General features: G+C 65.4%; 24 protein-coding genes. 15 read left to right on the top strand and 9 right to left on the bottom strand.

The window, feature by feature from the left end; all coding sequences use genetic code 11:
• Positions 1-34: 34 nt before the first annotated feature.
• Both ACCQ10_RS02315 and rpe read right to left on the bottom strand, forming a co-directional pair.
• Positions 35-526 carry a GNAT family N-acetyltransferase gene (locus tag ACCQ10_RS02315; RefSeq protein WP_372362074.1) on the bottom strand — a complete coding sequence of 164 codons (492 nt, stop codon included), beginning with the start codon at positions 524-526 and terminating at the stop codon, positions 35-37.
• A complete protein-coding gene (gene rpe, locus ACCQ10_RS02310; RefSeq protein ID WP_039412750.1) occupies positions 523-1,194 on the bottom strand; it encodes a ribulose-phosphate 3-epimerase in 672 nt (223 codons plus the stop codon). Before rpe ends, ACCQ10_RS02315 begins: the two co-directional genes overlap by 4 nt.
• 129 nt (positions 1,195-1,323) lie before the next feature.
• On the opposite strand from rpe, the gene ACCQ10_RS02305 reads away from it, so the two are divergent.
• Positions 1,324-2,163, top strand: a complete 840-nt coding sequence (locus ACCQ10_RS02305) for an outer membrane protein (protein ID WP_047693976.1) — start codon at positions 1,324-1,326, stop codon at positions 2,161-2,163.
• A gap of 306 nt (positions 2,164-2,469) precedes the next feature.
• Here ACCQ10_RS02305 and ACCQ10_RS02300 read toward each other — a convergent pair whose 3' ends face one another.
• Positions 2,470-2,799 (bottom strand): J domain-containing protein, encoded by a 330-nt coding sequence (locus ACCQ10_RS02300; RefSeq protein WP_039412744.1) that lies wholly within the window; start codon positions 2,797-2,799, stop codon positions 2,470-2,472.
• A gap of 207 nt (positions 2,800-3,006) precedes the next feature.
• Here ACCQ10_RS02300 and ACCQ10_RS02295 point away from each other — a divergent pair, with 207 nt between their 5' ends.
• The 5 genes from ACCQ10_RS02295 to ACCQ10_RS02275 all read left to right on the top strand — a co-directional run bounded on the left by ACCQ10_RS02295 (position 3,007) and on the right by ACCQ10_RS02275 (position 9,375).
• Positions 3,007-3,933, top strand: coding sequence for a phosphoribosylaminoimidazolesuccinocarboxamide synthase (locus ACCQ10_RS02295; RefSeq protein ID WP_372362073.1), 927 nt, complete (start codon positions 3,007-3,009; stop codon positions 3,931-3,933).
• Between the two features lie 220 nt (positions 3,934-4,153).
• Positions 4,154-4,816, top strand: coding sequence for a hypothetical protein (locus tag ACCQ10_RS02290; RefSeq protein WP_372362072.1), 663 nt, complete (start codon positions 4,154-4,156; stop codon positions 4,814-4,816).
• A gap of 51 nt (positions 4,817-4,867) precedes the next feature.
• A complete protein-coding gene (locus ACCQ10_RS02285) occupies positions 4,868-6,739 on the top strand; it encodes a C40 family peptidase (protein ID WP_372362071.1) in 1,872 nt (623 codons plus the stop codon).
• Positions 6,740-7,184: 445 nt separating this feature from the next.
• Positions 7,185-8,780 carry a M4 family metallopeptidase gene (locus ACCQ10_RS02280; protein ID WP_047693968.1) on the top strand — a complete coding sequence of 532 codons (1,596 nt, stop codon included), beginning with the start codon at positions 7,185-7,187 and terminating at the stop codon, positions 8,778-8,780.
• Between the two features lie 109 nt (positions 8,781-8,889).
• Positions 8,890-9,375 carry an Mpo1 family 2-hydroxy fatty acid dioxygenase gene (locus ACCQ10_RS02275; RefSeq protein WP_228313425.1) on the top strand — a complete coding sequence of 162 codons (486 nt, stop codon included), beginning with the start codon at positions 8,890-8,892 and terminating at the stop codon, positions 9,373-9,375.
• 156 nt (positions 9,376-9,531) lie between these two features.
• Here ACCQ10_RS02275 and ACCQ10_RS02270 read toward each other — a convergent pair whose 3' ends face one another.
• On the bottom strand, positions 9,532-10,434 hold the full coding sequence (locus tag ACCQ10_RS02270; RefSeq protein ID WP_166749704.1) for an NAD-dependent epimerase/dehydratase family protein: 903 nt from the start codon (positions 10,432-10,434) through the stop codon (positions 9,532-9,534).
• Positions 10,435-10,600: 166 nt separating this feature from the next.
• On the opposite strand from ACCQ10_RS02270, the gene ACCQ10_RS02265 reads away from it, so the two are divergent.
• From ACCQ10_RS02265 to ACCQ10_RS02240, 6 genes are read left to right on the top strand one after another with little or no spacing between them, the layout of a single operon-like run.
• Positions 10,601-13,429, top strand: coding sequence for a monovalent cation/H+ antiporter subunit A (locus tag ACCQ10_RS02265; RefSeq protein WP_372362070.1), 2,829 nt, complete (start codon positions 10,601-10,603; stop codon positions 13,427-13,429).
• On the top strand, positions 13,429-13,803 hold the full coding sequence (locus tag ACCQ10_RS02260) for a Na+/H+ antiporter subunit C (protein ID WP_039412723.1): 375 nt from the start codon (positions 13,429-13,431) through the stop codon (positions 13,801-13,803). The genes ACCQ10_RS02265 and ACCQ10_RS02260 overlap by 1 nt, the downstream gene beginning before the upstream one ends.
• The gene (locus ACCQ10_RS02255) at positions 13,800-15,344 is read left to right on the top strand and encodes a monovalent cation/H+ antiporter subunit D (RefSeq protein ID WP_372362069.1); all 1,545 of its coding nucleotides are present in this window, start codon (positions 13,800-13,802) and stop codon (positions 15,342-15,344) included. The genes ACCQ10_RS02260 and ACCQ10_RS02255 overlap by 4 nt, the downstream gene beginning before the upstream one ends.
• On the top strand, positions 15,341-15,847 hold the full coding sequence (locus ACCQ10_RS02250) for a Na+/H+ antiporter subunit E (RefSeq protein WP_047693959.1): 507 nt from the start codon (positions 15,341-15,343) through the stop codon (positions 15,845-15,847). Before ACCQ10_RS02255 ends, ACCQ10_RS02250 begins: the two co-directional genes overlap by 4 nt.
• On the top strand, positions 15,844-16,128 hold the full coding sequence (locus ACCQ10_RS02245; RefSeq protein WP_039412714.1) for a K+/H+ antiporter subunit F: 285 nt from the start codon (positions 15,844-15,846) through the stop codon (positions 16,126-16,128). Before ACCQ10_RS02250 ends, ACCQ10_RS02245 begins: the two co-directional genes overlap by 4 nt.
• The gene (locus ACCQ10_RS02240; RefSeq protein ID WP_228313420.1) at positions 16,125-16,550 is read left to right on the top strand and encodes a Na+/H+ antiporter subunit G; all 426 of its coding nucleotides are present in this window, start codon (positions 16,125-16,127) and stop codon (positions 16,548-16,550) included. The genes ACCQ10_RS02245 and ACCQ10_RS02240 overlap by 4 nt, the downstream gene beginning before the upstream one ends.
• A 247-nt stretch (positions 16,551-16,797) precedes the next feature.
• Here ACCQ10_RS02240 and ACCQ10_RS02235 read toward each other — a convergent pair whose 3' ends face one another.
• Complete coding sequence (locus ACCQ10_RS02235) at positions 16,798-17,445, bottom strand: lectin (protein WP_372362068.1); 648 nt, start codon at positions 17,443-17,445, stop codon at positions 16,798-16,800.
• Between the two features lie 171 nt (positions 17,446-17,616).
• Between ACCQ10_RS02235 and ACCQ10_RS02230 the strand changes: the two genes are divergently transcribed.
• Positions 17,617-18,171, top strand: coding sequence for a hypothetical protein (locus tag ACCQ10_RS02230; RefSeq protein ID WP_372362067.1), 555 nt, complete (start codon positions 17,617-17,619; stop codon positions 18,169-18,171).
• A 121-nt stretch (positions 18,172-18,292) separates the two neighbouring features.
• Here the strand turns inward: ACCQ10_RS02230 and hmgA are convergent, their stop codons facing one another.
• The 3 genes from hmgA to hppD form a co-directional block, all read right to left on the bottom strand.
• Entirely contained in the window at positions 18,293-19,597 is a 1,305-nt protein-coding gene (gene hmgA / locus ACCQ10_RS02225; protein ID WP_372362066.1) for a homogentisate 1,2-dioxygenase, read from the bottom strand.
• A gap of 36 nt (positions 19,598-19,633) precedes the next feature.
• Positions 19,634-19,963, bottom strand: a complete 330-nt coding sequence (locus tag ACCQ10_RS02220; RefSeq protein WP_372362065.1) for an endonuclease domain-containing protein — start codon at positions 19,961-19,963, stop codon at positions 19,634-19,636.
• A 301-nt stretch (positions 19,964-20,264) separates the two neighbouring features.
• Positions 20,265-21,380 (bottom strand): 4-hydroxyphenylpyruvate dioxygenase, encoded by a 1,116-nt coding sequence (gene hppD / locus ACCQ10_RS02215; RefSeq protein WP_372362064.1) that lies wholly within the window; start codon positions 21,378-21,380, stop codon positions 20,265-20,267.
• A gap of 121 nt (positions 21,381-21,501) precedes the next feature.
• On the opposite strand from hppD, the gene ACCQ10_RS02210 reads away from it, so the two are divergent.
• Both ACCQ10_RS02210 and ACCQ10_RS02205 read left to right on the top strand, forming a co-directional pair.
• Positions 21,502-21,990: a MarR family winged helix-turn-helix transcriptional regulator gene (locus ACCQ10_RS02210; RefSeq protein ID WP_039412698.1), complete on the top strand. Its 489-nt coding sequence runs from the start codon at positions 21,502-21,504 to the stop codon at positions 21,988-21,990.
• Positions 21,991-22,191: 201 nt separating this feature from the next.
• Positions 22,192-22,443 (top strand): hypothetical protein, encoded by a 252-nt coding sequence (locus ACCQ10_RS02205; RefSeq protein ID WP_372362063.1) that lies wholly within the window; start codon positions 22,192-22,194, stop codon positions 22,441-22,443.
• Positions 22,444-22,660: 217 nt separating this feature from the next.
• On the opposite strand, the gene ACCQ10_RS02200 is transcribed toward ACCQ10_RS02205, so the two are convergent.
• Positions 22,661-23,251 carry a thioredoxin family protein gene (locus ACCQ10_RS02200; protein ID WP_039412695.1) on the bottom strand — a complete coding sequence of 197 codons (591 nt, stop codon included), beginning with the start codon at positions 23,249-23,251 and terminating at the stop codon, positions 22,661-22,663.
• Positions 23,252-23,258 lie beyond the last annotated feature (7 nt).

Raw genomic sequence — 23,258 nt, 5'->3', positions numbered from 1 at the left:
GGCCCGACGTTCCTCGCCGAATCGACCGCTGCGCTCAGGCGCCGGCGGCAAACGCGGCCAGGCGTTCGCCATCGAGCCGGTACACGGTCCAACCGTCCATCGGGCGGGCGCCGGCCGCCTGGTAGAAGTCGATGGCCGGCTGGTTCCAGTCGAGCACCGACCACTCGAAACGCCCGCAGCCGCGCTGCACGGCCAGTTGCGCCAGATGCCGCAACAGCGCAAGCCCGGCACCCCGCCCGCGCGCCTGCGGGCGCACGAACAGGTCTTCCAGATACAGGCCGTTGCGACCCAGCCAGGTCGAATAATTGAAGAAATACACCGCAAAACCCAGCGCCTGGCCGTCCTGCTCGCAGATCACTGCGTGCGCGGTGGCGCCGTCGCTGAACAGGCTGGCGTGCAGATCGTCCTGAGTGGCCGTCACCGCTTCCGGCTCGCGTTCGTAGACCGCCAGTGCGGTGATCAACTCGTGCAACAGGGGAACATCCGCGGGCGTGGCACGGCGGATCTGCGGCGCGGGCTGGCTCATCGCGCCGCGTCCACGGCCGCGCGCATCTGTGCGATCACCTGGGCATAGTCGGGTGCGTTGAAGATCGCCGAGCCGGCCACGAAGGTGTCGGCACCGGCCGCGGCAATCGCGCCGATGTTGTCGGCCTTGACCCCGCCGTCGATTTCGAGCCGGATCGGCTTGCCGGTGGCGTCGATCTTGCTCCGGATGGCACGCAGCTTGTCCAGCGCCGACGGAATGAAGGCCTGCCCGCCGAAGCCCGGGTTGACCGACATCACCAGCACCAGATCCAGCTCCGGCAGCACCCAGTCCAGGATATCCACCGGCGTGGCCGGGTTGAGCACCAGTCCGGCCTGGCAGCCGTGCGCCTTGATCAGCTGGATGGTGCGGTGCACGTGGCGGCTGGCTTCGGGGTGGAAGCTGATGGTGGTGGCGCCGGCCTCGGCGAAGTCCGGCACGATGCGGTCCACCGGCTCGACCATCAGGTGCACGTCGATCGGGGCGGTAATGCCGTGCTTGCGCAGCGCCTGGCAGACCATCGGGCCGATGGTGAGATTGGGCACGTAGTGGTTGTCCATCACATCGAAGTGCACCCAGTCGGCGCCGGCCTTCAGGACGTTGTTCACTTCCTCGCCAAGACGGGCGAAATCGGCGGACAGGATGGACGGGGCGATCGCCGTCGATTGCATGGGTAGCTCGTAGGAAGACGGAAACCGCATTGTCGCAACCCGGCCCCGGCGAGGAAAGGCGTGCATCCGTGGCGGGCTCTGCTGCGTATGCCCTTGACCGGCGCGCCGCGCCCGACTTGAGGAGACTTCATGAAAACCACCCCGCTCGCCTCCGCTGCCATCGTCCTGCTGGCCCTTGCGCCATCGGCCTGGGCGCAATCCGGCCCGGCCGACTGGTCCGGCTTCTCCATCGGCGCCAATGTCGGCGGTGCCGATCCGGCCGGCGTCTCCGGCGGCCGTTTTGGCTTCGATACCAATCTGGATGGCCGTGACGGCGATCAGGTCAGCACCGCCACCGGTGCCGATGCGTTTTCTCCGGGCTTCTGCGGCGGGGCGGCCGCCGGCCGCACGCCGGCCAGCGGCTGCAGCAAGGACAAGGGCGGTGCCGAGTACGGTGCGCGGCTGGGCTACGACTGGCAGGTCGGCAACTGGGTCTACGGCGTGGTGGCCGAGTACACCCGCAACGACATCCGCGACAGCGTCAGCGCCTTCAGCACGACGCCTGCGCTGTACACCTTCACCCGCCAGCTCAATCGCACCGCCGCGCTGCGCGGCCGGATCGGCTATGCGTTCGGCGAGCAGGGCGACTACCTGGCGTATTTCACCGCCGGCGCGGCCCGCGGCGAGTTCGATCACAGTTTCGTCAGCAGCAACACCGCCAACAGCTTCACCGGTAGCGGCGGCGACAGCGCCAATGGCTACCAGGCCGGTGTTGGCCTGCAGCGTCGCTTGAGCGACAACGTGTCGGTAGGCGTGGAATACCTGTTTACGCGGCTGCAGGACGAAGACACCCGGGTGCGCGTTGGGCCGGGCACCGCGCCGGCGACCAACCCGTTCCTGCGTGTCAATCCGGCCGGCACCGATCTGCGTCGCACCGATACGGACTTTTCCACCAACGCGGTGCGGCTGACGGCGACGTACAAGTTCTGATTGCTGACTCGCAGTGCTGTTTTCCGGCCAGCGCTAGCTGCGCCGTGCAACACGGCTTGATGTCCTGGCCAGACCTGCGAATCACGCATTACTTCTGCGTATCGCGCCAGGCCCCTCTTCCGCCGGGGGTGAGAAGGCACACGCGCCACTGGCGCGTGTGCCTTGGAGCGCCGCCGCCGCAAGCGCGGGCCGTGGCACGCAGCGGGGGCTGGGATGAAGGTACGGCCGACCCATCGGCGACTCGACTTCCCCACTCACGTTTCACACCGCTCTGGCGGTACCCACACACAACCACGCGCCATGCGATCAGCGCTTGCGCATCCGCTGGATACGATCGTAGGCGGCATTGATCTGGCTGGCCTTTTTCTCCGCCTGGCGGCGCGCTTCCGGCTCGGCGTTGGCCACCTTGTCCGGGTGATAGCGCGACATCAGCCGCCGATAGGCCAGGTCGATCTCGGCCGTGGTCGCGTCCGGCTCCAGTCCGAGGGCCTCATACGGGTTTTCCGCACGCCGCTTGAACCAGCCGGCATCCACCGCGTGGCCGATGGCCAGGCCGATCATCAGTCCCACGAACGGCGCGCCACGGAACAGCAAGGCGCCGGCCAGTGCGCCGAGCAGTTTTCCGTACCAGGACATGGGCGATCGGCGTGGGGAAGGCGGGTTGGCGATCTTACCCGAACGCCCGTCCGGCCTGGCTGACGGGCCTCTACAGCCATTACGCAGAGCCGTCCGACAAATCCCAGCAGGGCGCCACGAAGCGCCGTACACTACGCGGCCCGCTGCCCACCCGCGGGCCCGCCGGGTCCCGGGGACAGCGTCATAGCGACGTCCTTAGGAGTGCCTGTGTCGACCACGCTGTTGCAATCCGATCTGCCCGGCCTGCCGTTGCGTCACCGTGGCAAGGTCCGCGATGTCTTCGATATTCCGCGCGACCGCCTGCCCGCCGACGCCCCCCCGGGCGACTACCTGTTGATGGTGGCCACCGACCGCCTGTCCGCCTTCGATGTGGTGCTGCCGGATCCGATTCCGGGCAAGGGCGAGATGCTGTGCCAGGTGTCCAACTTCTGGTTCCACAAGACCGACCACCTGATGCCCAACCACCTGGTGGACATCAGCGTCGAGCAGGTGCTGCCCGACGGTGTGGACCCGGCCCTGTACGCCAAGCGTGCCGTGGTGACGCGCAAGCTCAAGCCGGTGCCGGTGGAAGCGATCGCGCGCGGCTATCTCATCGGCAGCGGCTGGAAGGACTACCAGCGCACCGGCAAGATCAGCGGCATCGAATTGCCCGACGGCCTGCGCCAGGCCGAAAAACTGCCCGAACCGATCTTCACCCCATCGACCAAGGCAGCGGTCGGCGACCATGACGAGAACATCGACTTCGATGCGATGGTCAAAACGGTGGGCGCCGAACTGGCCGAACGCGTACGCGATGCCACCTTGCGCATCTACCGTTTTGCGGCTGATTTTGCCGCCGAACGCGGCATCCTGCTGGCCGACACCAAGTTCGAGTTCGGCACCGATGCCGATGGCCGCCTCTACATCATGGACGAGATGCTGACCCCGGACTCGTCGCGCTACTGGCCGGCCGACCAGTACGAAGTGGGCACCAGCCCGCCGAGCTACGACAAGCAGTTCGTGCGCGACTATCTGGAAACCCTGGACTGGGGCAAGACCGCACCCGGCCCCAGCCTGCCGGCTGACGTGATCGATCGCACCCGCGCGAAATATGCCGAAGCACTGCAGCGGCTGGCGGGGATTTCGGTCGATTGATGGTTTGCCCCAGGTCAAACGGGGCATGGGGTCGTACTACGCTGACGCTGTCATGACTGGCGCGCTGAAACACTCAGCGTGATATTGGTCCATCGCCGGCCAGCTGAGGCCAGGCCGGCGGTATTCGTGAAACCTTATGACGACCACTGCACGCAGTCGTATCTAATTTAGCTTACCCCGCTCGCCGCAATGGCGTGCTCTCCTGCCCAACGAGGTTGCGATGGCTCAGTCAAGTCACTTCTTCCGCATGTTGCCTGCTTTCCGCAGTGCGGTACTTCCCGGTTTATTGCTCGCACTGAGCGCCTGCGTGGCCGGCGAATCTGCCCCCCCTGCAGCGACGCCCGTAGCACCCGCGAAAAGCAATACACCTTCAGCATCACAGGTCAACGACCGGCTCGGCGCGCTGATACAGGCCACCCATGTTACCTGCGCGGATACGAAGGCCGCAAAAGGATGCATAGCAGGCAACGTCGACAAGGGCGACTTTTATGATGTGGAATTTTCGCCCGATTGTGGCGATGAGGGATTCTTTGCCGGCATAGCCCAGGCCAACGGAGTAGACCTGTTAGATGTCGTGCCTGCCACCGGCAGCAGCGCATCAACTACCGCAAGGTTGGCGCAAGGCCAGCTTGTCTGCGTGCAGGCGATCGGCCGCGCTGGGCAGAACCCGCGTTATTACTACGTTGCTGCAATTCCGGCGGATACCATTGCAAAGTGCAAGAACAACCCGTTGTGCAACACCTATAGCGACAGGCCAATCAAGCAGATCAAGCCTGCACGTGGCGAGAGCTGCCGTGCAGCAGCACCGGGACAATACGTTGGCAATTGCGCGCAAGGATGGGTGAGTGCGGACGCACTCGATGTATTTTCGAACGGACTGTGACTCATGTAGTCCGCACCAGGTTCGAACAATCAATCAGCAAAGGAACAGCTCATGTCGGATCCCAAAATTACCCGCGTGGTCAGTAGCGTAGGCAAGACGCGTACGCTGGAGATGGACGACGGCAGCATCATTACACGCTCGGGAGGCACTGTATCTTGGCGTAACAACAACCCTGGCAATCTCAAGTTTGAATTCGCCGGGAGTGCCGATACGACCGTTCATAGCAAACGCACCCGCGAACAGGCACTCCACGACGCGCAAGGCCGTTACCAGGGCGTGGCTGGCCTGGACCAGTGGGGCAATGCTGTCTTCGAAAGCTACGAAGCCGGCCGAGCAGCCAAAATTCAGCTACTGGAGCGCCGCTTCGCGGAAAAAACTGTCGAGGAGATGCTGCCCAGTTATTCGACCACTGACTATAGTGGCAAGACACACCACAAAGAGCAGGCCGCCGCGATTTTTGCGGAGGGCGATCGACATGGCGTGGACCTGCGCGCGAAAACTATTGGACAGATGAGCGTACGCGAACGCGAAGTGCTTGCAGATGGCATTCGACGTTTCGAGGGCTGGCGCGCAGGCGAAGTAGAGACAGTCCAGCAACCTTCCCACACACCAACAACGGCGCCTGTACAAACGCAATCATCCATCACACAAGCCAAGCAAGCTCCCTCTGCCGGCCAGGCTGCGGGAGCTGGTGGTGCTGCCGTTTATAACGAGGCGCATCAGTACTTCCTTGGCGGAAGCCAGAAATATGAGTATGGGCGTCCGGACAATCCGCGCCCCGGCCGAGACAGCAGCCGACTAGAGCGCGATGCCGACGGCGATGGACGGCGGGGAGTGGATTGCTCCGCCTTCGTCTGGCGGGGACTCAAAAATGCTGGATACGACGTGCCCGGCGACAATGCTGCTGCTTTTACGACCGCCAAACTGTTCAACGGTAACAACATCACGTCGTATGCGCGCGAACATTTCGACGTCACGTCGGCCGCAGATGCACGCAAGCCGCATGGGTCTTTACATCAGGGCGACATTTTGATGTTCTCGTCGTCGCAGGGGCAGCATGTAGGCATCTTCAAGGGCTACGACGCAAAGGGAAATATCCAGTTCATCGGCTCCCAGGGCAGCACAGGGCCAGCTGAGGTCACAATCACTCCTGGCGGATACTGGGATGGCGGCGGTACGCGTATCGTTGGTGCGTTGACTCCTAAAGCTGAATTTCAGGTGCGTGCCCCGCTGCATGGCATGGCCGAGTCCACCGCAGAGCGCGCTCAGGCAACAGCAAATGTGTCGCAAAGTCACCAGGGTCCGAGTGATGACACCTCTCACAACCCACTTAAACATGGGGTTCGCGGGAACCAGGTACAGTCGCTGCAGCAGGACCTCAACCGCCTTGGCGTGCGCGATGCGCAGGGCAATCGGCTTGCCGAGGATGGGCGCTTTGGCGACAACACGCGCGAGGCGGTGATGGCATTCCAGAAGCAGCATGGGCTGCAGCAGGACGGGATCGTTGGCCGCAACACGCAGGCGGCGTTGTCGGCTGTGCCGGCACACACGCAGGCGCCCGCACGGCAGGCCCCGGTTGCAGCGCCGACCGGGCCCTCGCTCACCGATGCGTCGCATCCGGACCATGCATTGCACAACGCAATCCGCAGCAGGCTGCCGAGCATGATCTCCAACGATGCGGCCGCCCATGTCACGCTGCAGGCCAAGCAGAACGGCATCGACAGCGCAGACAAGCTGCAGAGCGTGACGGTGCAGGACGGCAAGGCGTTCGTCATGGGCACCACGCCGGGTTTCCGTGCGGCGGTGGATCTGAACCAGCCTGCGCCGCCGCTGGAGCAGACCAGCGCGCAGCTGCTGGCCGGTCAGGCGCAGCAGCACCAGGTCCGCGAGGAGCAGCAGAAGGTGGCAATGGGTGCGCGCTGAGGTGTGACGGGTGCAACCAAAAGCCGGCCAGTGGGTGGCCGGCTTTTTCATGCCCGGCTGCACGCGTCGGCGCGATTGAATTCTGACTGGCAGCGGCCGACACGGTGCGCGTTGTGATCACCGCGACCATGGCGCGCCGCATGGACTGTACGCGGTGAGCGATCTGCAACGCCCGACGCATTCCCATTCATCGGTCGTAGCGCACATGCAGTTGCCAAGCCACGTTCAAGCAGGACAGATCGGTACGGCGACTGGCCGTCCATCGCAGTGCGATACGTTGCCCAACGCAATGTGGCCCGACGCACAGAACGCAATACGCCGGTAATTTTTACTATTGCAATGTCCAGGACTATGCAAGGTTGTCTGCCGGCACCTGCTGCCGATCGCGACCGGCCGTGCGTCATCTCGCCGGTTTTTGCATTGCACGTTCTGGGAGAGAGTCGTCATGCAATTCCATGTACTGGGCGCAGCCATCTGCTGTGCGCTATCGTTTTCTGCTGCCGCCGGTGCGGCCGATCTTTCTGCAAATGCGGCGGTCACGCGTGCGCAGACACTACTGGGGAATACCGCGTCGGCCATGGCCAATCGTGCGCCGGCCGATGTCTTTATCGCGCGCGACAGCATCGTCGATGCCGATGGCAGCGAGCATGTGCGCTTCGATCGCACCTATCGGGGGCTGCCGGTGATCGGCGGCGACGTGGTGGTGCATTCGCGGCGTGGGGTGATGCGCCAATTGAGTCAGACCCTGGACACGCCGGTGCGTCCGGACCTTGCGCCCGGCATCGACGCCACCACCGCGCTGCGTGTGGCCGGAGCGCAGTTCGACGTGCCGCAGGATGCCGCGCCACGTGCAAGCCTGGCACTGTACGCGCGCCAGGGGGCGCCACGGCTGGCGTACGAGGTGATCTACAGCGGCATCAAGCCGGATCAGACGCCGACCGAAATGCATTACATCGTCGATGCGGTGGATCAACGCATCCTCGACTCCTGGGACACGGTACATACCGCCTGCGCGGGTGGCACCAGTGCCGCCGGCACCGGGCGTTCGTTGTACGCGGGCAGCGTGGGCCTGGCGACCACGCGGTGCAGCAGCGGCTTCGAGATGACCGATCTGGGCCGCGGTGGCGGCGCCACCTACAACATGCGCAACAGCACCTCGGGCAACGGCACGCTGCTGACCGATGCCGATAATGCCTGGGGCAGCGGCGCCAACAGCGACACCACCACGGTGGCGGTGGATGCGCACTACGGGGTGTCGCTGACCTGGGATTACTTCAAGACCACCCACGCGCGCAGCGGCATCGCCAACGACGGCAAGGGCGCACGCAGCCGCGTGCATTACGGCAGCCGCTACAACAATGCCTTCTGGTCGGACAGCTGTTTCTGCATGACCTTCGGCGATGGCGACGGCAGCACGTTTACACCGCTGGTGTCGGTGGACGTGGCCGGGCACGAGATGACGCACGGGGTGACCAGTCGCTCGGCACGGCTGGTGTATTCAGGTGAGTCCGGCGGCCTGAACGAGGCCACCTCCGACATCATGGGCGCGATGGTGGAATTCTCCGCCAACAACAGCGCGCAGCCGGGCAATTATCTGATCGGCGAGAAACTCATCGCCGGCAACAGCAGCGGTACGCTGGCCTTGCGCTACATGTTCAAGCCGAGCCTGGACGGCGATTCGCCCGATTGCTATCGCAGCAATCTGGGCTCCATCGATGTGCACTACAGCTCCGGCGTGGCGAATCATTTCTACTATCTGCTGGCCGAAGGGGCAGTGGTGCCGAGCGGTTTCGGCGCGGGCACCAGTTACAACCTGACCCCGGCCGGGCTGGTCTGCAACGGCAATACCGCGCTGACGGCCATCGGCCGCGCCGCTGCCAGCCGCATCTGGTATCGCGCGCTCACCGTCTACATGACCTCCTCCACCAACTACGCAGCCGCGCGTCGGGCCACGCTGAGCGCGGCCACCGATCTGTATGGCGGCACGTCCACGCAGTACCGGGCAGTGGCTGCCGCCTGGAGTGCGGTGTCGGTCAACTGACCTGCACCGGTCCCTGCCACGCGATTGCGGCGTGGCAGGGACCGGTCCTCCGCGTAGTGCCACCACGGCCGTTCGCACGCGTATGCTTGGGTCATTCCTGGGAGGGAACATGACCGAACGCACCACGACCGCGCGACCGATCGACCGCTATTTCGCCAGCTATTCCGACGACCACCGCAACGACACCAATCAGCTGATCCACGTGGTGGCGGTGCCGGCGATCCTGTGGTCTGTGGTGGGGCTGCTGTGGTGCATCCCGGTGGGCGGCACCTGGTTCAGTAGCGGGGTCTGGGCGGCGCTGGCGATGTTTGCGGCGTGGTCGTACTACAACCGGCTGTCGCGCCCGCTCGGGCTGGGCATGCTGGGGATCTTCTTTTTCTTCGGCTGCCTGTGCCGGCTCATCGAAGGCCGGATCGGTCTGGGCGGCGTGTTCACCAGCGCGCTGTCGGTCTTCGTGCTGGCGTGGATCGCCCAGTTCGTGGGGCACAAGATCGAAGGCCGCAAGCCCAGCTTTCTCACCGACCTGACCTATCTGCTGATCGGGCCGATCTGGGTGTTGGCCAAGGTGTACCGGCAGCTGGGGTGGCGTTACTGAGAGGGGCGGTGGCGCGAGGCTCGCGCGCTGTCAGCCGGCGCCATGCGCGGCGTTGCCTGCGGGCCATCGCCTCGTTGCGCAGTACGCGACGCGGCGACTGGCGCTTCATGGCCTGCAAGCGCGTCTGATCCGGGCATTGCGGGCAAGGTCTGCGCGTTATTCGCCGATGCCGAGCTCTTCCGGCAATGGCCGGAACGCGCGCGGTGCGTAACCGAAATCACGACGTGCCGGCTCCAGGTCGAAGACCAGATCGTCGCGCATGCGCTGCAACGCGGCCGCATTCATGCCACGCAGCCGCCCCAGGCGCTGCGCCGTGGTCAGCGCGAAGCCGAACAGGCCCGGTGGCACCTGATACAACCGCGCCGGTCGCGGCAATGCCGCCAGCACGCGCTCCACCATCTGCGTGTAGGCCAGCACTTCACCGCCGCCCACGGCATAGCTGCGTTGCTGGGTGGCAGGTTGGCCGATCACCGCCAGCGCAGCGCTGGCCAGGTCATCCACGTGCACCGGCTGGCGCAGGCCGGTGGCGTTGGCGGGCAGGACGAACGCACCGGTGCGCTGCGCCAGCCCGGCGATCTGCGTCAGCGTCTTGTCGCGTCCGGCACCGTACACCAGGGTCGGACGCAGCACGGTGGCGGTGGCGCCGCGCGCCTGCGCTGCGGAAAACAGCGCCTGTTCGGCATGGGCCAGGCGCTGCGCCACGTCGCGCTCGGCGGCATCGATGGAATGTTCCTTGACCTCCACACTGGTGGAGCCAAACGCCACGATGCGCGGTGCAACCACCGGGTTTTCTGCATACCAGCGGGCGAAATGGTCCAACGGCCCGCAGCTGAAGATCACCTCGAACGCCTCGCCCGCGGCGGCCGGCATCGCCAGATCCCCTTGTCTCCAGATCAATCCAGCGCGCGCGGCGCGCGGCTGACGCGACCAGGCGGTGACCTGCCAGCCGCGACTCAGCAGACGGGTCAGCAGGCGCTCGCCAATCTGCCCGCTGCCGCCGAACACCAGGGCGCGCGGCGCAGAAACGGCAGTGGTCGGAGCGGGATGGGTAGCGGTCACGGGGCAACGGCGCAGGCGGGAATGACGGCAGCATACCCAGTACACCGCGCAGTTGCGTAGCCATCTGGCGGCCCATCCGCGCGTGATGCAGCACCAGCGTTGACACGGACGTCAGTCAACGGTTTGTTAAGCTCTCTGGCCTGCTCGCGAATCTTGTGTTCCCTGCATGCCTTTTTCGTTGGAAATTCTGCTTGCGCTGCCATTCCTGATGGCGGCCGCCGCTGCGCTGTTCCGGCGCGCACCCCGTTCGATCACCGCGTGGTTGGCTGCGGCCGCGCCGTTGGCGGGGTTGCTGGTGCTTGCCACACTCACGCCGGCAGTGCTGCGCGGTGAGGTGATTGCCAGCGAGCATGCATGGTTGCCGCAGATCGGCCTGCTGTTTTCGCTGCGGCTGGATGGCCTGGCCTGGATGTTTGCGCTGCTGGTGCTCGGCATCGGCGCCCTGGTGGTGCTGTATGCGCATTACTACCTGAGTGCACGCGACAGCGCATCGCGCTTTTTTGCGTATCTGCTGCTGTTCATGGGCGCGATGCTCGGCATGGTGCTGTCGGGCAATCTGCTGCTGCTGATGGTGTTCTGGGAACTCACCAGCATCAGCTCCTTCCTGCTGATCGGGTTCTGGTCGCATCGCAAGGATGCGCGCGAAGGCGCACGCATGGCGTTCGTGTTGACCGCCGGTGGCGGACTTGCACTGCTGGGCGGGGTCTTGATGATCGGCCGCATCGTCGGCAGTTTTCAGCTGGATGCGGTGCTGGCCGCCGGCGATGTGATCCGCGCCAGCCCGCTGTATCCATATGCATTGGGCTTGGTGCTGCTGGGCATTTTCACCAAGAGCGCGCAGTTTCCATTTCATTTCTGGTTGCCGCACGCGATGGCGGCGCCCACGCCGGTGTCGGCGTATCTGCACTCGGCCACGATGGTCAAGGCCGGCGTGTTCTTGCTGGCGCGGCTGCATCCTGCGCTGGCCGGCAGCGACCTGTTTTTCTATACGGTTACCAGCATCGGAGCGATCACGTTGTTGGTGGGAGCGTGGTACGCGATCTTCCAGCACGATCTCAAGGGCGTGCTGGCGTACTCGACCATTTCACACCTTGGCCTGATCACGATGCTGTTCGGCCTGTCCACGCCGATGGCGGTGGTGGCTGGCGTGTTCCACATCCTCAACCACGCGGTGTTCAAGGCCTCGTTGTTCATGGCTGCGGGCATCATCGACCACGAAACCGGCACGCGCGACATGCGCAGGCTGGGCAATCTGCGCCGATTGATGCCCGTCACCAGTGCGCTGGCGATCATCGCGTCGCTGGCCATGGCCGGCATTCCGTTACTCAACGGATTCTTGTCGAAGGAAATGTTCTTCGCGGTGGCGCTGGAAACCGAAGCGCCGCAGCTGATGCGCATCCTGGCGAGCATCGCCGCATTGCTGGCCGGCGTGCTTGGCGTGGCCTACAGCCTGCGGTTCGTGCACGACACGTTCTTTGGCGATGGCCCGCTCGATCTGGACACCACGCCGCACGAGCCGCCGCGCTGGATGCGCATCCCGGTGGATGTGCTGGTGCTGATCTGCCTGGCGGTGGGCATCGTGCCGGCCTGGACCGTTGCACCGGTGCTGCGCGCCGGTGCCGGCGCCATTCTCGGCGATGCACTGCCCGAGTACAGCCTGGCGCTGTGGCATGGCGTCAACTGGCCGCTGGCGATGAGCATCGCCGGCATGATCGGCGGGGCGCTGCTGTACGTTGCGATCCGTCGCATGCTGGATCTGTACGCGGTGCAGAACCGCTCGCCCGGCAAGGCCCTGTTCCACTGGAACCTGCGCACCTTGTTCAGCGCCACCGCCCGCATGACCGATGCGGTGACCAACGGCAACCTGCAACGCATGCTGATGCTGCTGGTACTGAGCGCGGTGGTGGTGGCACTGGTGCCGTTCCTGCAAGGGGGCGCGCTGCCGGAGTGGCCTGCGCCCACGCCCATGCCGCTGCTGGGCTGGACGGTGTGGCTGCTGTTGATCGCGTGCGCATTGGGCAGCCTGTTCCTGTACAAGCAACGCCTGCTGGCGGTGCTGGTGCTTGGTGGCACCGGCCTGGCGGTCAGCCTGACCTTCGTGTTCCTGTCCGCACCGGATCTTGCGTTGACCCAGCTGCTGGTGGAGATGGTCACGCTGGTGCTGATGCTGCTGGCGATGAACTACCTGCCGGAGCGCTCGTTGCCCGAGCGCGCGCGGCTGCGCAAGTGTCGCGATGTCGCCATCGCGATCATTGGCGGCACCGGCCTGGCCGCGCTGGCGTATACCCTGATGACGCAACCCACCCACACCGTGGCCGGCGAGTTGCTGCAACGCGCGTTGCCCGAGGCGTATGGGCGCAACGTGGTCAACGTGATCCTGGTGGATTTCCGCGGCTTCGATACCTTCGGCGAGATCACCGTGTTCGCAATTGCCGGACTGGTGGTGCATGCGCTGCTGCGACGCTCGCGGATGGCACCGGAGCGCACCATGCCGGGGCCGGCGATCCGGCTGCCGGTACCGGCGGACCTGGCGCAGATCATGTTCCCGCTGACGCTCACCGTGTCGCTGTTCCTGTTCTTGCGCGGCCACAACGCGCCTGGCGGTGGCTTCATTGCCGGCCTGGTGCTGGCGGTGCCGTTGTTGATGCAGTACGTGATCCAGGGCACCGCGTCGGTGGAGTCGCGCTTCGGCTTCGATTACATCCGCTTGATCGGTATTGGCCTGTTGTGCGCATTGCTGAGCGGTGCCGGTTCGCTGCTGTTCGGGCTGCCATTCCTGAGCAGCGGCCACGTCGATCTGCCGCTGCCGCTGCTGGGCGAGCTGGAGCTGGCCAGCGCATTGGGCTTCGACGTGGGGGTGTACCTGGTGGTGTTCGGTGCGGCGATGCTGATGCTGTCGATGATGGGCACGATCAAACCGTCGCGCACGCGCAGTTCGCAACGCGGCGAAATCGATCCCACCCAACGTTCGACACGCACCGCGGAGCAGCATTGATGGAATTGGCATTGGCAAGCGCGATCGGCGTCCTCACCGCCCTGGCGATCTATCTGCTGCTGCGTGCGCGCAGCTTCGATGTGATCCTGGGGATGACCTTCCTGTCGTATGCGACCAACCTGCTGATCTTCGCCGGCGGACGGCTGCGCGCCGGTCAGCCGCCGGTCTTGCGCGACGGCGTGCCGGTGGATCTGGAGCACTACACCGACCCGCTGCCGCAGGCGCTGGTGCTGACCGCGATCGTGATCGCCTTTGCGATGACCGCGGTGAGCCTGGTGCTGGCGATCCGCAGCCGCAGCGACAATGGCAGCGACCACGTGGATGCGCATGAAGATGCCGCCACCGGTGTCGATACGCGGCAGGCGCGGCGATGAACCATCTGCTGATCCTGCCGATCCTGATCCCGATACTGGGGGCGTCGGCGTCGCTGTTCGTCGAGCACCGCCGCTACGGGCCGCGCGTGCAGCGCAGCGTGGCCTGGGTGAGCATGGGCTTGCTGGCCGCCGCGGTGCTGGCGCTGTTTGCCCGCGCTGCCGAGGGCAGCGTGCTGGTGTACCTGCTGGGCGATTGGCCAGCGCGGTTCGGCATCGTGCTGATGGGCGACCGGCTGTCTGCGTGGATGCTGTTGACCACGCTGGTCCTGGGCACGGCCTGCCTGCTGCATGCCTGCGCCGGCTGGGACCGCCGCGCGCCGCATTTCCATGCGCTGTTCCAGTTCCAGCTGATGGGCTTGAACGGTGCGTTCCTGACCGGCGACATCTTCAATCTCTTCGTGTTCTTCGAAGTGATGCTGATCGCCTCCTATGGGTTGTTGCTCAGCGGCGGACGTGGCCTGCAGATGCGTGTGGGCCTGCATTACGTGGTGTTCAATGTGTGCGCCTCGACCTTGTTCCTGATCGGGCTGGGGCTGCTGTTCGGCGTGTTCGGCACGCTCAACATGGCCGAGCTGCCGCAGCGCATCGCCGAGCTGCCGGCGCAGGATGTGCCGATGGCCAAAGCCACGCTCGGACTGTTGCTGCTGGTGTTCTGCAGCAAGGCCGCCTTGTTGCCGCTGTACCTGTGGCTGCCGGAGACCTACTCGCGCGCACCGGCAGCGGTGGCGGCGCTGTTTGCAATCATGACCAAGGTGGGCCTGTACGCGGTCTTGCGCGTATCGAGCCTGTGGTTTGGCGCCGGTGCCGGGGCCTTGCACGGCTTCGGCCGGCACGCGTTGCTGTGGCTGGGCATCGGCACGCTGCTGATGGCCGCATTCGGGGTGATGGCCGCCTCGCGGCTGCGGGTGATGGTGTCGTATCTGGTGGTGTTTTCCGCGGCGACCCTGTTCATCGCCTTCTCGCTCGACGACGCAGGCGCGCTCGGCGCGGGCCTGTATTACCTGCCGCACAGCAGCTTCGTGGCCGCGGCGCTGTTCATGGTCTCGGACCTGATCCGGCGGCGGCGTGGCAGCGCCAGCGACCGCAAGGAAGTGGTGGCACCGCTACCGGGCCGCGCCATTCCGGGCACCATGTTCATGGTCGCTGCCGTGGCGGTCGCCGGGCTGCCGCCGCTGTCCGGCTTCCTGGCCAAGGCCGCGCTGCTGCAGCACGTGCCCGCAGGCCTGGTGGCGCCGGTCTGGGGCGCGGTCCTTGGCAGCAGCCTGCTGGTGGTGATCGGCCTGACCCGCGCCGGCGTGCGCCTGTTCTGGCGCGTGCCGGCGGCGGTGGAAGACACGCCCGAGCTGCAACCGCAGCGCCGTGGCCGCATGCGCCCGGTGGAAACGGCCGCCACGCTGCTGCTGCTGAGCGGGCTGGTGGCAATGACGGTCTGCGCCGGGCCGCTGATGCGCTACACCGACGATGCCGCCGCGCAGCTGCGCGACCCCGGCCGCTATGTGGAACAGGTGCGCGCGACCACCCCGCAACGGAGGCAGCCATGAACGCACGCGTGCCGTGGCGGCGCCGGCTTTTTCCATCCGCGCCGTTGAGCGTGATGGTCTTCGTGTTCTGGCTGCTGCTCAGCGACAGCTTCGGCCCGCAGCAGTGGGTGCTGGGCGCGCTGCTGGGCGTGGTGGTGCCGATCTTCGCCGCACGGCTGGACCGCGAATTCGCCCGCATCGGCTCGCTGCGCTCGGTGCCGCGCATGCTGCTGGTGGCCGCAGGCGACATCGTGCGCTCCAATATCAAGGTCGCGGTGCAGGTGCTCGGGCCGGAGTCGCGTATCCATCCCGGTTTCATCTGGGTGCCGCTGGATATCGCCAACATCCATGGCATTGCCGCGCTGACCAGCATGATCACGCTCACCCCCGGCACGGTGTCGGCTGCGCTGTCGGACGACCGCAAGTACCTGCTGGTGCATGTGCTGCATCTGGACGATCCGGACGCATTGATCGCCGAGATCAAGGCCCGCTACGAAAAGCCCCTGATGGAGATCTTTCCATGACCGGTCACATGTTCATCGAATCGACCATCGTCATCTGCATGCATGCGGTGGGCCTGGCCATCCTCATGGCACTGTGGCGACTGCTGCGCGGGCCGACGGTACCCGACCGCATCCTGGCGCTGGACACACTGTCCATCACCGCCATCGCCGAGTTGATGCTGCTGGGCATGTACCTGGATTCGCCGATCTACTTCGAGGCCGCGCTGGTGATTGCGATGCTGGGCTTCGGCAGTACCGTAGTGTTGAGCAAGTACGTGCTGCGCCGGGACATCGTCGAATGATCGCGCTCACCGAATATCTGCTGAGCGCGCTGCTGCTGGTCGGCACCTTCTTCATCCTGATCGGCGCGTTCGGGCTGGTGAAGCTGTCGGACTTTTTCAAGCGCCTGCATGCGCCGACCAAGGCCAGCACCCTGGGCGTGGGCTGCGTGCTGCTGGGCTCGGTGGGCTATCACCTGTTCCTGGGCGTGGACCCGCAGCCGCGCGAGTTGCTGATCACCGTCTTCCTGTTCATCACCGCACCGATCAGCGCCCACATGATGGCCAAGGCCGCGCTGTCGCTGATGATGGAAGATCGCCCGGAAGTGCCCAATCACGGCGAGATGGAAAACGAAGGCCTGCCCACGCCGGCCAGCGACGGCGATGTTGGCGAGAACGAAGAAACCGCCAGGCAGCACGAGCGGCCGTCGTCCGAGCCGCGCTGAGCGTGCGGCTGCGGCTGCGGCTGCAGCATCGCTGGCTAGGGCTTAGGGCTAGGGCGCAGTGTTGCGCGTGGCATGCTGGAGCGCGCACTGCGACTGAGTCGGATCCGCACCCGCACCCGCATCGTTGGAGGCCCGTCGCCGCCACGTTGCGTGTCTGGCACGCGTTGTTGTAATCGAGGCAGCGCCCGGCAGGGCGCGTGCCACGCGTCTGACCCGATGGTGTCGCGCCCTGCTCGCACGCAGGCGGCTAGCCACAGCCCTCGACGTAGTCCACCTGGGGCGGCTGCCCGACTCGCCAGCTGCTCACCCTCCCCCCGGCATCGGTCTCGAATACCAGCGCCGACGAGGTGGCGGCATCGGCATGCCGCAGCGTCTGCGCGCCCGGCAGGTATTTGTGCGGCTGCGCTTCAAGCCCCTGCGGATACAACGCGCGCAGCTGCGCCAGCGTCATGCCGACCTTGCCGCCCCCTGGCGCAACTTCCTTGGGCTCAGTGGTCTGGTAACGGACCAGGTGATCGCCTTCGAACATGAAACCGAATTCCCGCGCATCCTGGGCCCATTGCGGACGCAACAGGTAGCAGCCGCCATCGCTGGCTGCACTGCCGCGCAGCTCGCCACCCCACGCCGTACGCGCTTGCGTGGCATCCATGCCCAGGCGCAGGTCGCCGTAGCCATCCATCCGCGCAAGCGTGGTGGGCTGCGGCCGCACCTGCGGTGGAAACGTGCCTACCGGCGCCGTGGCCGGCGGTACCGCGTCCGCAGGCTGGTCGTTGGCGGACGCCACCGGCGTGTGGGCCGCCTCGGCCGGCGCTGCTGCAGCCGGCGTGTCGTCCGCGCGATGGCAGCCGGCAACGACCAGCACCATTCCCAGCAAGCCAGACAATCTGGATGTCATCGATATGCTCCTGTGCGTTGGCCAAGCGTACACAGCGCGCAGGGTGGCGGTGTGGAGGTGAGGTTATTGCCATCGATGCTGGCACTGGCACGTACGGTGCAAGGTGTCGCGCCAATGTCATCGGCGTTTCATTGGCAACGCTCACCCTGCCGGCTTCGCAGGATCGCCGCCATGACCCCACGCAAGACCGCACTCGCCCTGACTGCGCTGCAGTCGCATCGCAGCCCGCTGACCCTGCTGCAGCGGCGTGCGTTGATCCTGGCCGATGGCCAACGTGACTTGACCGCACTTGCGAAGTTGCTCGGCGACAACGGCACCGCGCTGGTGCAGACGCTGTGTGCAATGGGCTATCTGACGCCTGCCGACAGCAGCGCGAAGGCAGCCGTGCCCGAGACCGATGCATGTACCGTAGCCTCCACGATTGCAACGGCACCCGCGGTGGCCCAGACCCTGCAAGCGTTGCCCACCGCCGACGACCTGCACCGCCAGCGCCGGCGCGCGGCCACCAACGCCCGGCTGTATCTGCTGGACATCCTGCAATTGCAGCGCAACCCGGCCGCCGCAGTACTGCATCGCCAGCTGCAGGCGGCGCGTGCGGACGACGCGATCGGCATCGCCATCGGCGTGGCATTGCAGGAGCTGCCGCAGTTCACCTCGGCCTCGTACGCCGAACGCGTGCGGACGCGTATCGGCGAACTGCTTCCGGAGGCATTGCAGGCCGCCTGATTGCAGCCCGCTCGTCGATGCGTGGCGGTTGCCGCAAGGACAGGGTCACTGGCGATCACGTGCTTGATCGCCTCTGCGCCTCTGTGCCAGTTGGCGCGACCCGCATTCCCTGCGGCGCTGCTCAGTCCGTGGACGGATTGGTGAATGCAGCACGCAGGCCGGACCAGCACTGCTGATAGTCGCCCTGCCGATGACTGGCCTGCAGCGCCTGTTGAGTGGGGCGCAGCACCGCACGGGTTTCGAACATGAAAGCCATGGTGTCGGCAATGACGTCCGGACGCGTCAGGTCCGCCTGCGAAGCCTTCGCGAACGTCGCCGCATCCGGGCCGTGCCCGCTCATGCAGTTGTGCAGCGATGCACCACCGGGTGCGAACCCCTCGGCCTTGGCGTCGTAGACGCCCTGCACCAGGCCCATGAATTCGCTGGCCACATTGCGGTGGAACCATGGCGGGCGGAAGGTGTGCTGCGCCACCAGCCAGCGCGGCGGGAAGATCGCAAAGTCCATGTTTGCGGTGCCGTGCGTGTCGCTGGGCGAGGTCAGTACGGTAAAGATGCTGGGGTCCGGGTGATCGAAACTGATCGAACCAATGGTGTTGAAGCGGCGCAGGTCGTAGCGATACGGCGCGTAATTGCCGTGCCAGGCAACCACATCCAGCGGCGAGTGGCCAATGTCGGCACGCCACAGATGACCCTGGAATTTGGCGACCAGTTCGAACGCGCCTTCGCATTGTTCGAAGGCCGCATGCGGGGTTTCGAAATCGCGCGGGTTGGCCAGCCCGTTGGAGCCGATCGGCCCCAGGTCGGGCAAGCGCAGCAGGCCACCGAAGTTTTCGCACACGTAGCCGCGCGCGGTGCCATCCAGCAATTCAACGCGAAACCGCACGCCACGTGGAATCACCCCGATCTGCTGCGGCTCCAGTTCGAGCACACCCAGCTCGGTGCATACGCGCAGCCGGCCCAGCTGCGGCACCAGCAACAACTCGCCATCGGCGTTATAGAAGAACCGCTCGTGCATGGAGGCATTGGCGGCATACAGATGCACGGCCACGCCCGTCATCGCTTCCGGGCCGCCATTGCCTGCCATGGTGTACAGGCCATCAACAAAATCGGTGGGCACGGATGGCAGTGGCAATGGGCTCCAGCGCAGCTGATCCGGCGGCACCGGGCCGCTGCCGAAGGCGTTGTGCACGTGCAGCTGCTCGATCAACGAAAAACTGCCATGCACGGCGGCCGGGCGAATGCGATACAGCCAGCTGCGCCGGTTCTCGCCGCGCGGCGCGGTGAACGCGGTGCCGGACAACTGCTCGGCATACAGCCCATGCGCCACGCGCTGCGGCGAGTTCTGCCCGACCGGTAGAGCACCGGCAACGGCTTCGGTGGCGAACTCGTTACCGAAGCCGGTCATGTAGCGCTGTGGGTTGTGCATGGCATGCGTCCGAATGAGCCCCAAGGAGGCTGGGATTTAAGCCCCTCTCCCACCGGGAGAGGGGTTGGGGTGAGGGTACGGGGTAGTGACTATTATGAAGATCGCCTCAACCACCGCATCCAGCGACAGCAACACGTCGTTGTTCCAGAAGCGCAGCACCGTCCATCCTTTCGATCGCAGCCACTGTGTTCTTGCTTGATCGACGGATGCGCTGTGTTGCGCCCCGTCCAGTTCAATGATCAACCTGGCTTCAATGCAGCAAAAATCTGCGATGTACGGTGGAATCGGATGCTGTCGTCTGAACTTCAAACCTTGTAGCTGCTTGCGACGCAGAGAGCACCGGAGTGCTCGCTCTGCGTCGGTCATCGTTGTGCGTGATGCACGTGCGTGGGTAAGTGTGGCGGTGGGTAGTGGCGGTTTGATCCTCATCGCTCCACCGTACCCTCACCCCAACCCCGGCCCGCGCTTGCCGCGCGGGCGCTCTCAGGCACGTGCGCCAATGGCGCACAAGCCGTGCCTTCTCGCCCCGTCGGGAGAGGGGCTTTAAGCACGTGCGGTTTCATTGGCCTATGTTGTCAGGCAACCGCGTTACGGAGTGCGGGGGCTCCACTACGTGCCAATGTGCAGCTGACCCGAATCCCGAATCACCAATATCCAATCCCCGCCCTCAAAGCACCCCACGCTTGATCTGGTCGCGCTCGATGCTCTCGAACAACGCCTGGAAATTGCCTTCGCCGAAGCCTTCATTTCCTTTGCGCTGGATGATCTCGAAGAAGATCGGGCCGATGCAGTTGATGGTGAAGATCTGCAGCAGCTTGCGCTGCTTGGTATCCGGGTCGGCGTCGATCAGGATCTTGTTGCGGCGCAGGCGTTCGACATCTTCGCCATGCTCGGGAATGCGCAGGTCCACCACGTCGAAATAGGTGTCCGGCGTATCCAGGAAGCTCACGCCGGCGGCGCGCATCTTCTCCACGCTGGTGTAGATGTCGTCGGTGAAGCAGGCGATGTGCTGGATGCCTTCGCCCTGATAGGCGTCCAGATACTCGTTGATCTGGCTCTTGGGGTCGGACGATTCGTTGAGCGGGATGCGCACGATGCCGTCCGGGGCGGTCATCGCCTTGGACACCAGGCCGGTCTTGGCGCCCTTGATGTCGAAGTAGCGGATCTCGCGGAAGTTGAACAAGCGCTCGTAATAATCCGACCAGCGCTGCATGTTGCCGAAATACAGGTTGTGGGTGAGGTGGTCGATGAAGGTCAGCCCGAAGCCGGCCGGGTGCTGGTCGGCGCCTTCGATCGGTTCGAAGTCGGCATCGTAGATGCTGCCCGCATCGCCGTAGCGGTCCACCAGGTACAGCATGCAGTCGCCGATGCCCTTGACCACCGGTGCCGGCACCGCGCGGGTGTCGGGCTTGTTCTGCACCGCTTCGCCGCCGTTGCCCAGCACCGTCTGCAGCACCGTGTCGGCCGGCGTGCGGAAGCGGATGGCAAAGCCGCAGGCGCAGGGGCCGTGCGCGGCGGCGAAATCGGCCGCGAACGAATCGGGGTCTTCGTTGAGCAGGAAGTTGACCCCGCCCTGGCGATAGACGGTAATGGGGCGGCTGCGGTGACGCAGTACGGCGCTGAAGCCCATCGCGCGGAAATAGTCGTGCAGCTGCGCCGCCTGGCCGGCCGGTGCCGCGAACTCGACGAATTCGAACCCGTCGATGCCCATCGGATTGTCGAAGGTGGTGACCTGCATACCCGGATCCGGGCGGGCTACAGTGGTGTTCGGTTGTGCGCTCATCGTCGTTTCTCCACGCTGGGGCGTCGCAGGGCTATGCGGACTAGCAGAAGACCCGCGAGAATGCGCAGGCCACCCTCCGTTTGTAGTTGCAAATGAAACCAAAATCAAGACACAGTGCAACATGAGCGATCACGACGCCCCCCATCCGCCGCAACACCCCGTGCTGCTCAACCTGGAGCAGTTCCTGCCGTATCGGCTGAGCGTGCTGTCCAACCGCATCAGCAGCAACATCGCCAAGGTATACGGCGATCGTTACGGCATGGCCATTCCGGAGTGGCGGGTGATCACCATCCTGGCGCTGTATCCGGGTTCTTCGGCCAGCGAGGTCTCCGACCGCACCGCGATGGACAAGGTGGCAGTGAGCCGCGCAGTGGCCCGGCTGCTGGAGCGCGGCTTCATCCGCCGCGAAACCCATGGCGACGACCGCCGCCGTTCGATGCTGGCACTGTCGCCGGCCGGGCGCCAGGTCTATGAGACCGTCGCGCCGCTGGTCAACGAGATGGAACAACGGCTGATGTCGGTGTTCAGCGACGAGGAACAGCAACTGCTGGAACGGCTGATCGACCGGCTGGCCAAGGACGGGCTGCCACGCATGGCCGGCAAGGACTGACGGCAGGCCTCGCTCGCCCCCATCCGCCCTGCGGGCACCTTCCCCCGCAAGCGGGGGAAGGAAGCGCTCCTGATTGTTCGGCTGACCAGGGACCGGCTGCCACGCATGGCCGGCAAGGACTGACGGCACGCGCTTCGCTCGCCCCCCATCCGCCCTGCGGGCACCTTCCCCCGCAAGCGGGAGAAGGAAGCGCTTCGACCAATGCGCATCCAGCCACGCTCCTTTTTCCCGCTTGCGGGAGAAGGAAGCACTCCGGCCTATGCGCAATCAACCGCACTCCCTTTTCCCGCGCGCGGGAGAAGGCGCCAGGTTTACGAGACCGTCGCTGCGTTGGTCAGCGAGATGGACCAGTGGCTGATGTCGATCTTCAGCGCCGACGGGCAGCCGTTGCTGAAGCACCTGATTGTTCGGCTGACCAGGGACCGGCTGCCACCCATGGCAGGCAAGGACTGACGGCACACTTCGCTCGCCCCCCCATCCGCCCTGCGGGCACCTTCCCCCGCAAGCGGGAGAAGGAAGCGCTCCGACCAATGCGCAGCCAACCACACTCCCTTCTCCCGCTTGCGGGAGAAGGTGGCGCAACGCGCCGGATGAGGGGCCGCTCCTCGGCGCATCCTCGCAGACACTGCCCGGCCACACGCTTGCACGCACGCCGCACCGTGAGGCGCGCTCAGGCTTCTGGCGGTGCCCACTGCTTGAGGAAATCGAACAGCTTCTTGCGATCGAAACCCTCGCCCTTGCGCAGCTCCGGGCCGGCCTGGGTGGTTAGCAGCTTGCCGTCGTTGTCCAGCACCAGCAGCGACGGGTAGTCGTTGAGCTGGGCGAACTGCGACAGGAACGCGGCGTTTTCATTGGCCGCATCGCGATTGACCTTGACCACCACGAAATGCGCATCGCGGAAGCTGCGCAGCTCGGCGTCGCCGCCCATCAGCTCGTCCAACGCCTTGCACGGCTCGCAGGCGGCGTTGCCGACATTGAGCACGATGCGCTTGCCGCCGCGCTTGGCCTCGACCTTGGCGGTTTCCAGATCCGCCGCCGGATCGCGCGAGGGGTCGTACTGCGCGTTGAGTGCGGCCGCCGCGGCGATATCGGCCGCGGTCGGCGTGTTGCCCGAGGACACCGGCTGGCTGGGGTCGGCGCTGGGGGGTTTCTGCATCGACGTATCCAGCGGCCGTGGCGCCTCCTGTTGCTCGGTGGGCTGCCCGCAGGCGCTCAACAGGCCCGTCAGCAACAGGCCACAGACCAGGGGTTTGATCGGCATCGCTTTT

Source organism: Xanthomonas sp. NCPPB 1325, from assembly GCF_041477645.2.
In the GTDB taxonomy this organism is placed as follows: Bacteria; Pseudomonadota; Gammaproteobacteria; order Xanthomonadales; family Xanthomonadaceae; genus Xanthomonas; species Xanthomonas cannabis.
This window is presented reverse-complemented; position numbering and strand designations above follow the sequence as displayed.

Coding starts and splice junctions, on each gene's coding strand:
- ACCQ10_RS02220 (WP_372362065.1), bottom strand. CDS start 19,963: ATGACCGACGCAGAGCGAGCACTCCGGTGCTCTCTGCGTCGCAAGCAG.
- ACCQ10_RS02275 (WP_228313425.1), top strand. CDS start 8,890: ATGACCGAACGCACCACGACCGCGCGACCGATCGACCGCTATTTCGCC.
- ACCQ10_RS02285 (WP_372362071.1), top strand. CDS start 4,868: ATGTCGGATCCCAAAATTACCCGCGTGGTCAGTAGCGTAGGCAAGACG.
- hmgA (WP_372362066.1), bottom strand. CDS start 19,597: ATGCACAACCCACAGCGCTACATGACCGGCTTCGGTAACGAGTTCGCC.
- ACCQ10_RS02205 (WP_372362063.1), top strand. CDS start 22,192: ATGCGCATCCAGCCACGCTCCTTTTTCCCGCTTGCGGGAGAAGGAAGC.
- ACCQ10_RS02265 (WP_372362070.1), top strand. CDS start 10,601: ATGCCTTTTTCGTTGGAAATTCTGCTTGCGCTGCCATTCCTGATGGCG.
- ACCQ10_RS02255 (WP_372362069.1), top strand. CDS start 13,800: ATGAACCATCTGCTGATCCTGCCGATCCTGATCCCGATACTGGGGGCG.
- ACCQ10_RS02210 (WP_039412698.1), top strand. CDS start 21,502: ATGAGCGATCACGACGCCCCCCATCCGCCGCAACACCCCGTGCTGCTC.
- ACCQ10_RS02305 (WP_047693976.1), top strand. CDS start 1,324: ATGAAAACCACCCCGCTCGCCTCCGCTGCCATCGTCCTGCTGGCCCTT.
- ACCQ10_RS02315 (WP_372362074.1), bottom strand. CDS start 526: ATGAGCCAGCCCGCGCCGCAGATCCGCCGTGCCACGCCCGCGGATGTT.
- ACCQ10_RS02230 (WP_372362067.1), top strand. CDS start 17,617: ATGACCCCACGCAAGACCGCACTCGCCCTGACTGCGCTGCAGTCGCAT.
- ACCQ10_RS02280 (WP_047693968.1), top strand. CDS start 7,185: ATGCAATTCCATGTACTGGGCGCAGCCATCTGCTGTGCGCTATCGTTT.
- ACCQ10_RS02240 (WP_228313420.1), top strand. CDS start 16,125: ATGATCGCGCTCACCGAATATCTGCTGAGCGCGCTGCTGCTGGTCGGC.
- ACCQ10_RS02300 (WP_039412744.1), bottom strand. CDS start 2,799: ATGTCCTGGTACGGAAAACTGCTCGGCGCACTGGCCGGCGCCTTGCTG.
- ACCQ10_RS02200 (WP_039412695.1), bottom strand. CDS start 23,251: ATGCCGATCAAACCCCTGGTCTGTGGCCTGTTGCTGACGGGCCTGTTG.
- ACCQ10_RS02260 (WP_039412723.1), top strand. CDS start 13,429: ATGGAATTGGCATTGGCAAGCGCGATCGGCGTCCTCACCGCCCTGGCG.
- rpe (WP_039412750.1), bottom strand. CDS start 1,194: ATGCAATCGACGGCGATCGCCCCGTCCATCCTGTCCGCCGATTTCGCC.
- ACCQ10_RS02245 (WP_039412714.1), top strand. CDS start 15,844: ATGACCGGTCACATGTTCATCGAATCGACCATCGTCATCTGCATGCAT.
- ACCQ10_RS02290 (WP_372362072.1), top strand. CDS start 4,154: ATGGCTCAGTCAAGTCACTTCTTCCGCATGTTGCCTGCTTTCCGCAGT.
- hppD (WP_372362064.1), bottom strand. CDS start 21,380: ATGAGCGCACAACCGAACACCACTGTAGCCCGCCCGGATCCGGGTATG.
- ACCQ10_RS02250 (WP_047693959.1), top strand. CDS start 15,341: ATGAACGCACGCGTGCCGTGGCGGCGCCGGCTTTTTCCATCCGCGCCG.
- ACCQ10_RS02235 (WP_372362068.1), bottom strand. CDS start 17,445: ATGACATCCAGATTGTCTGGCTTGCTGGGAATGGTGCTGGTCGTTGCC.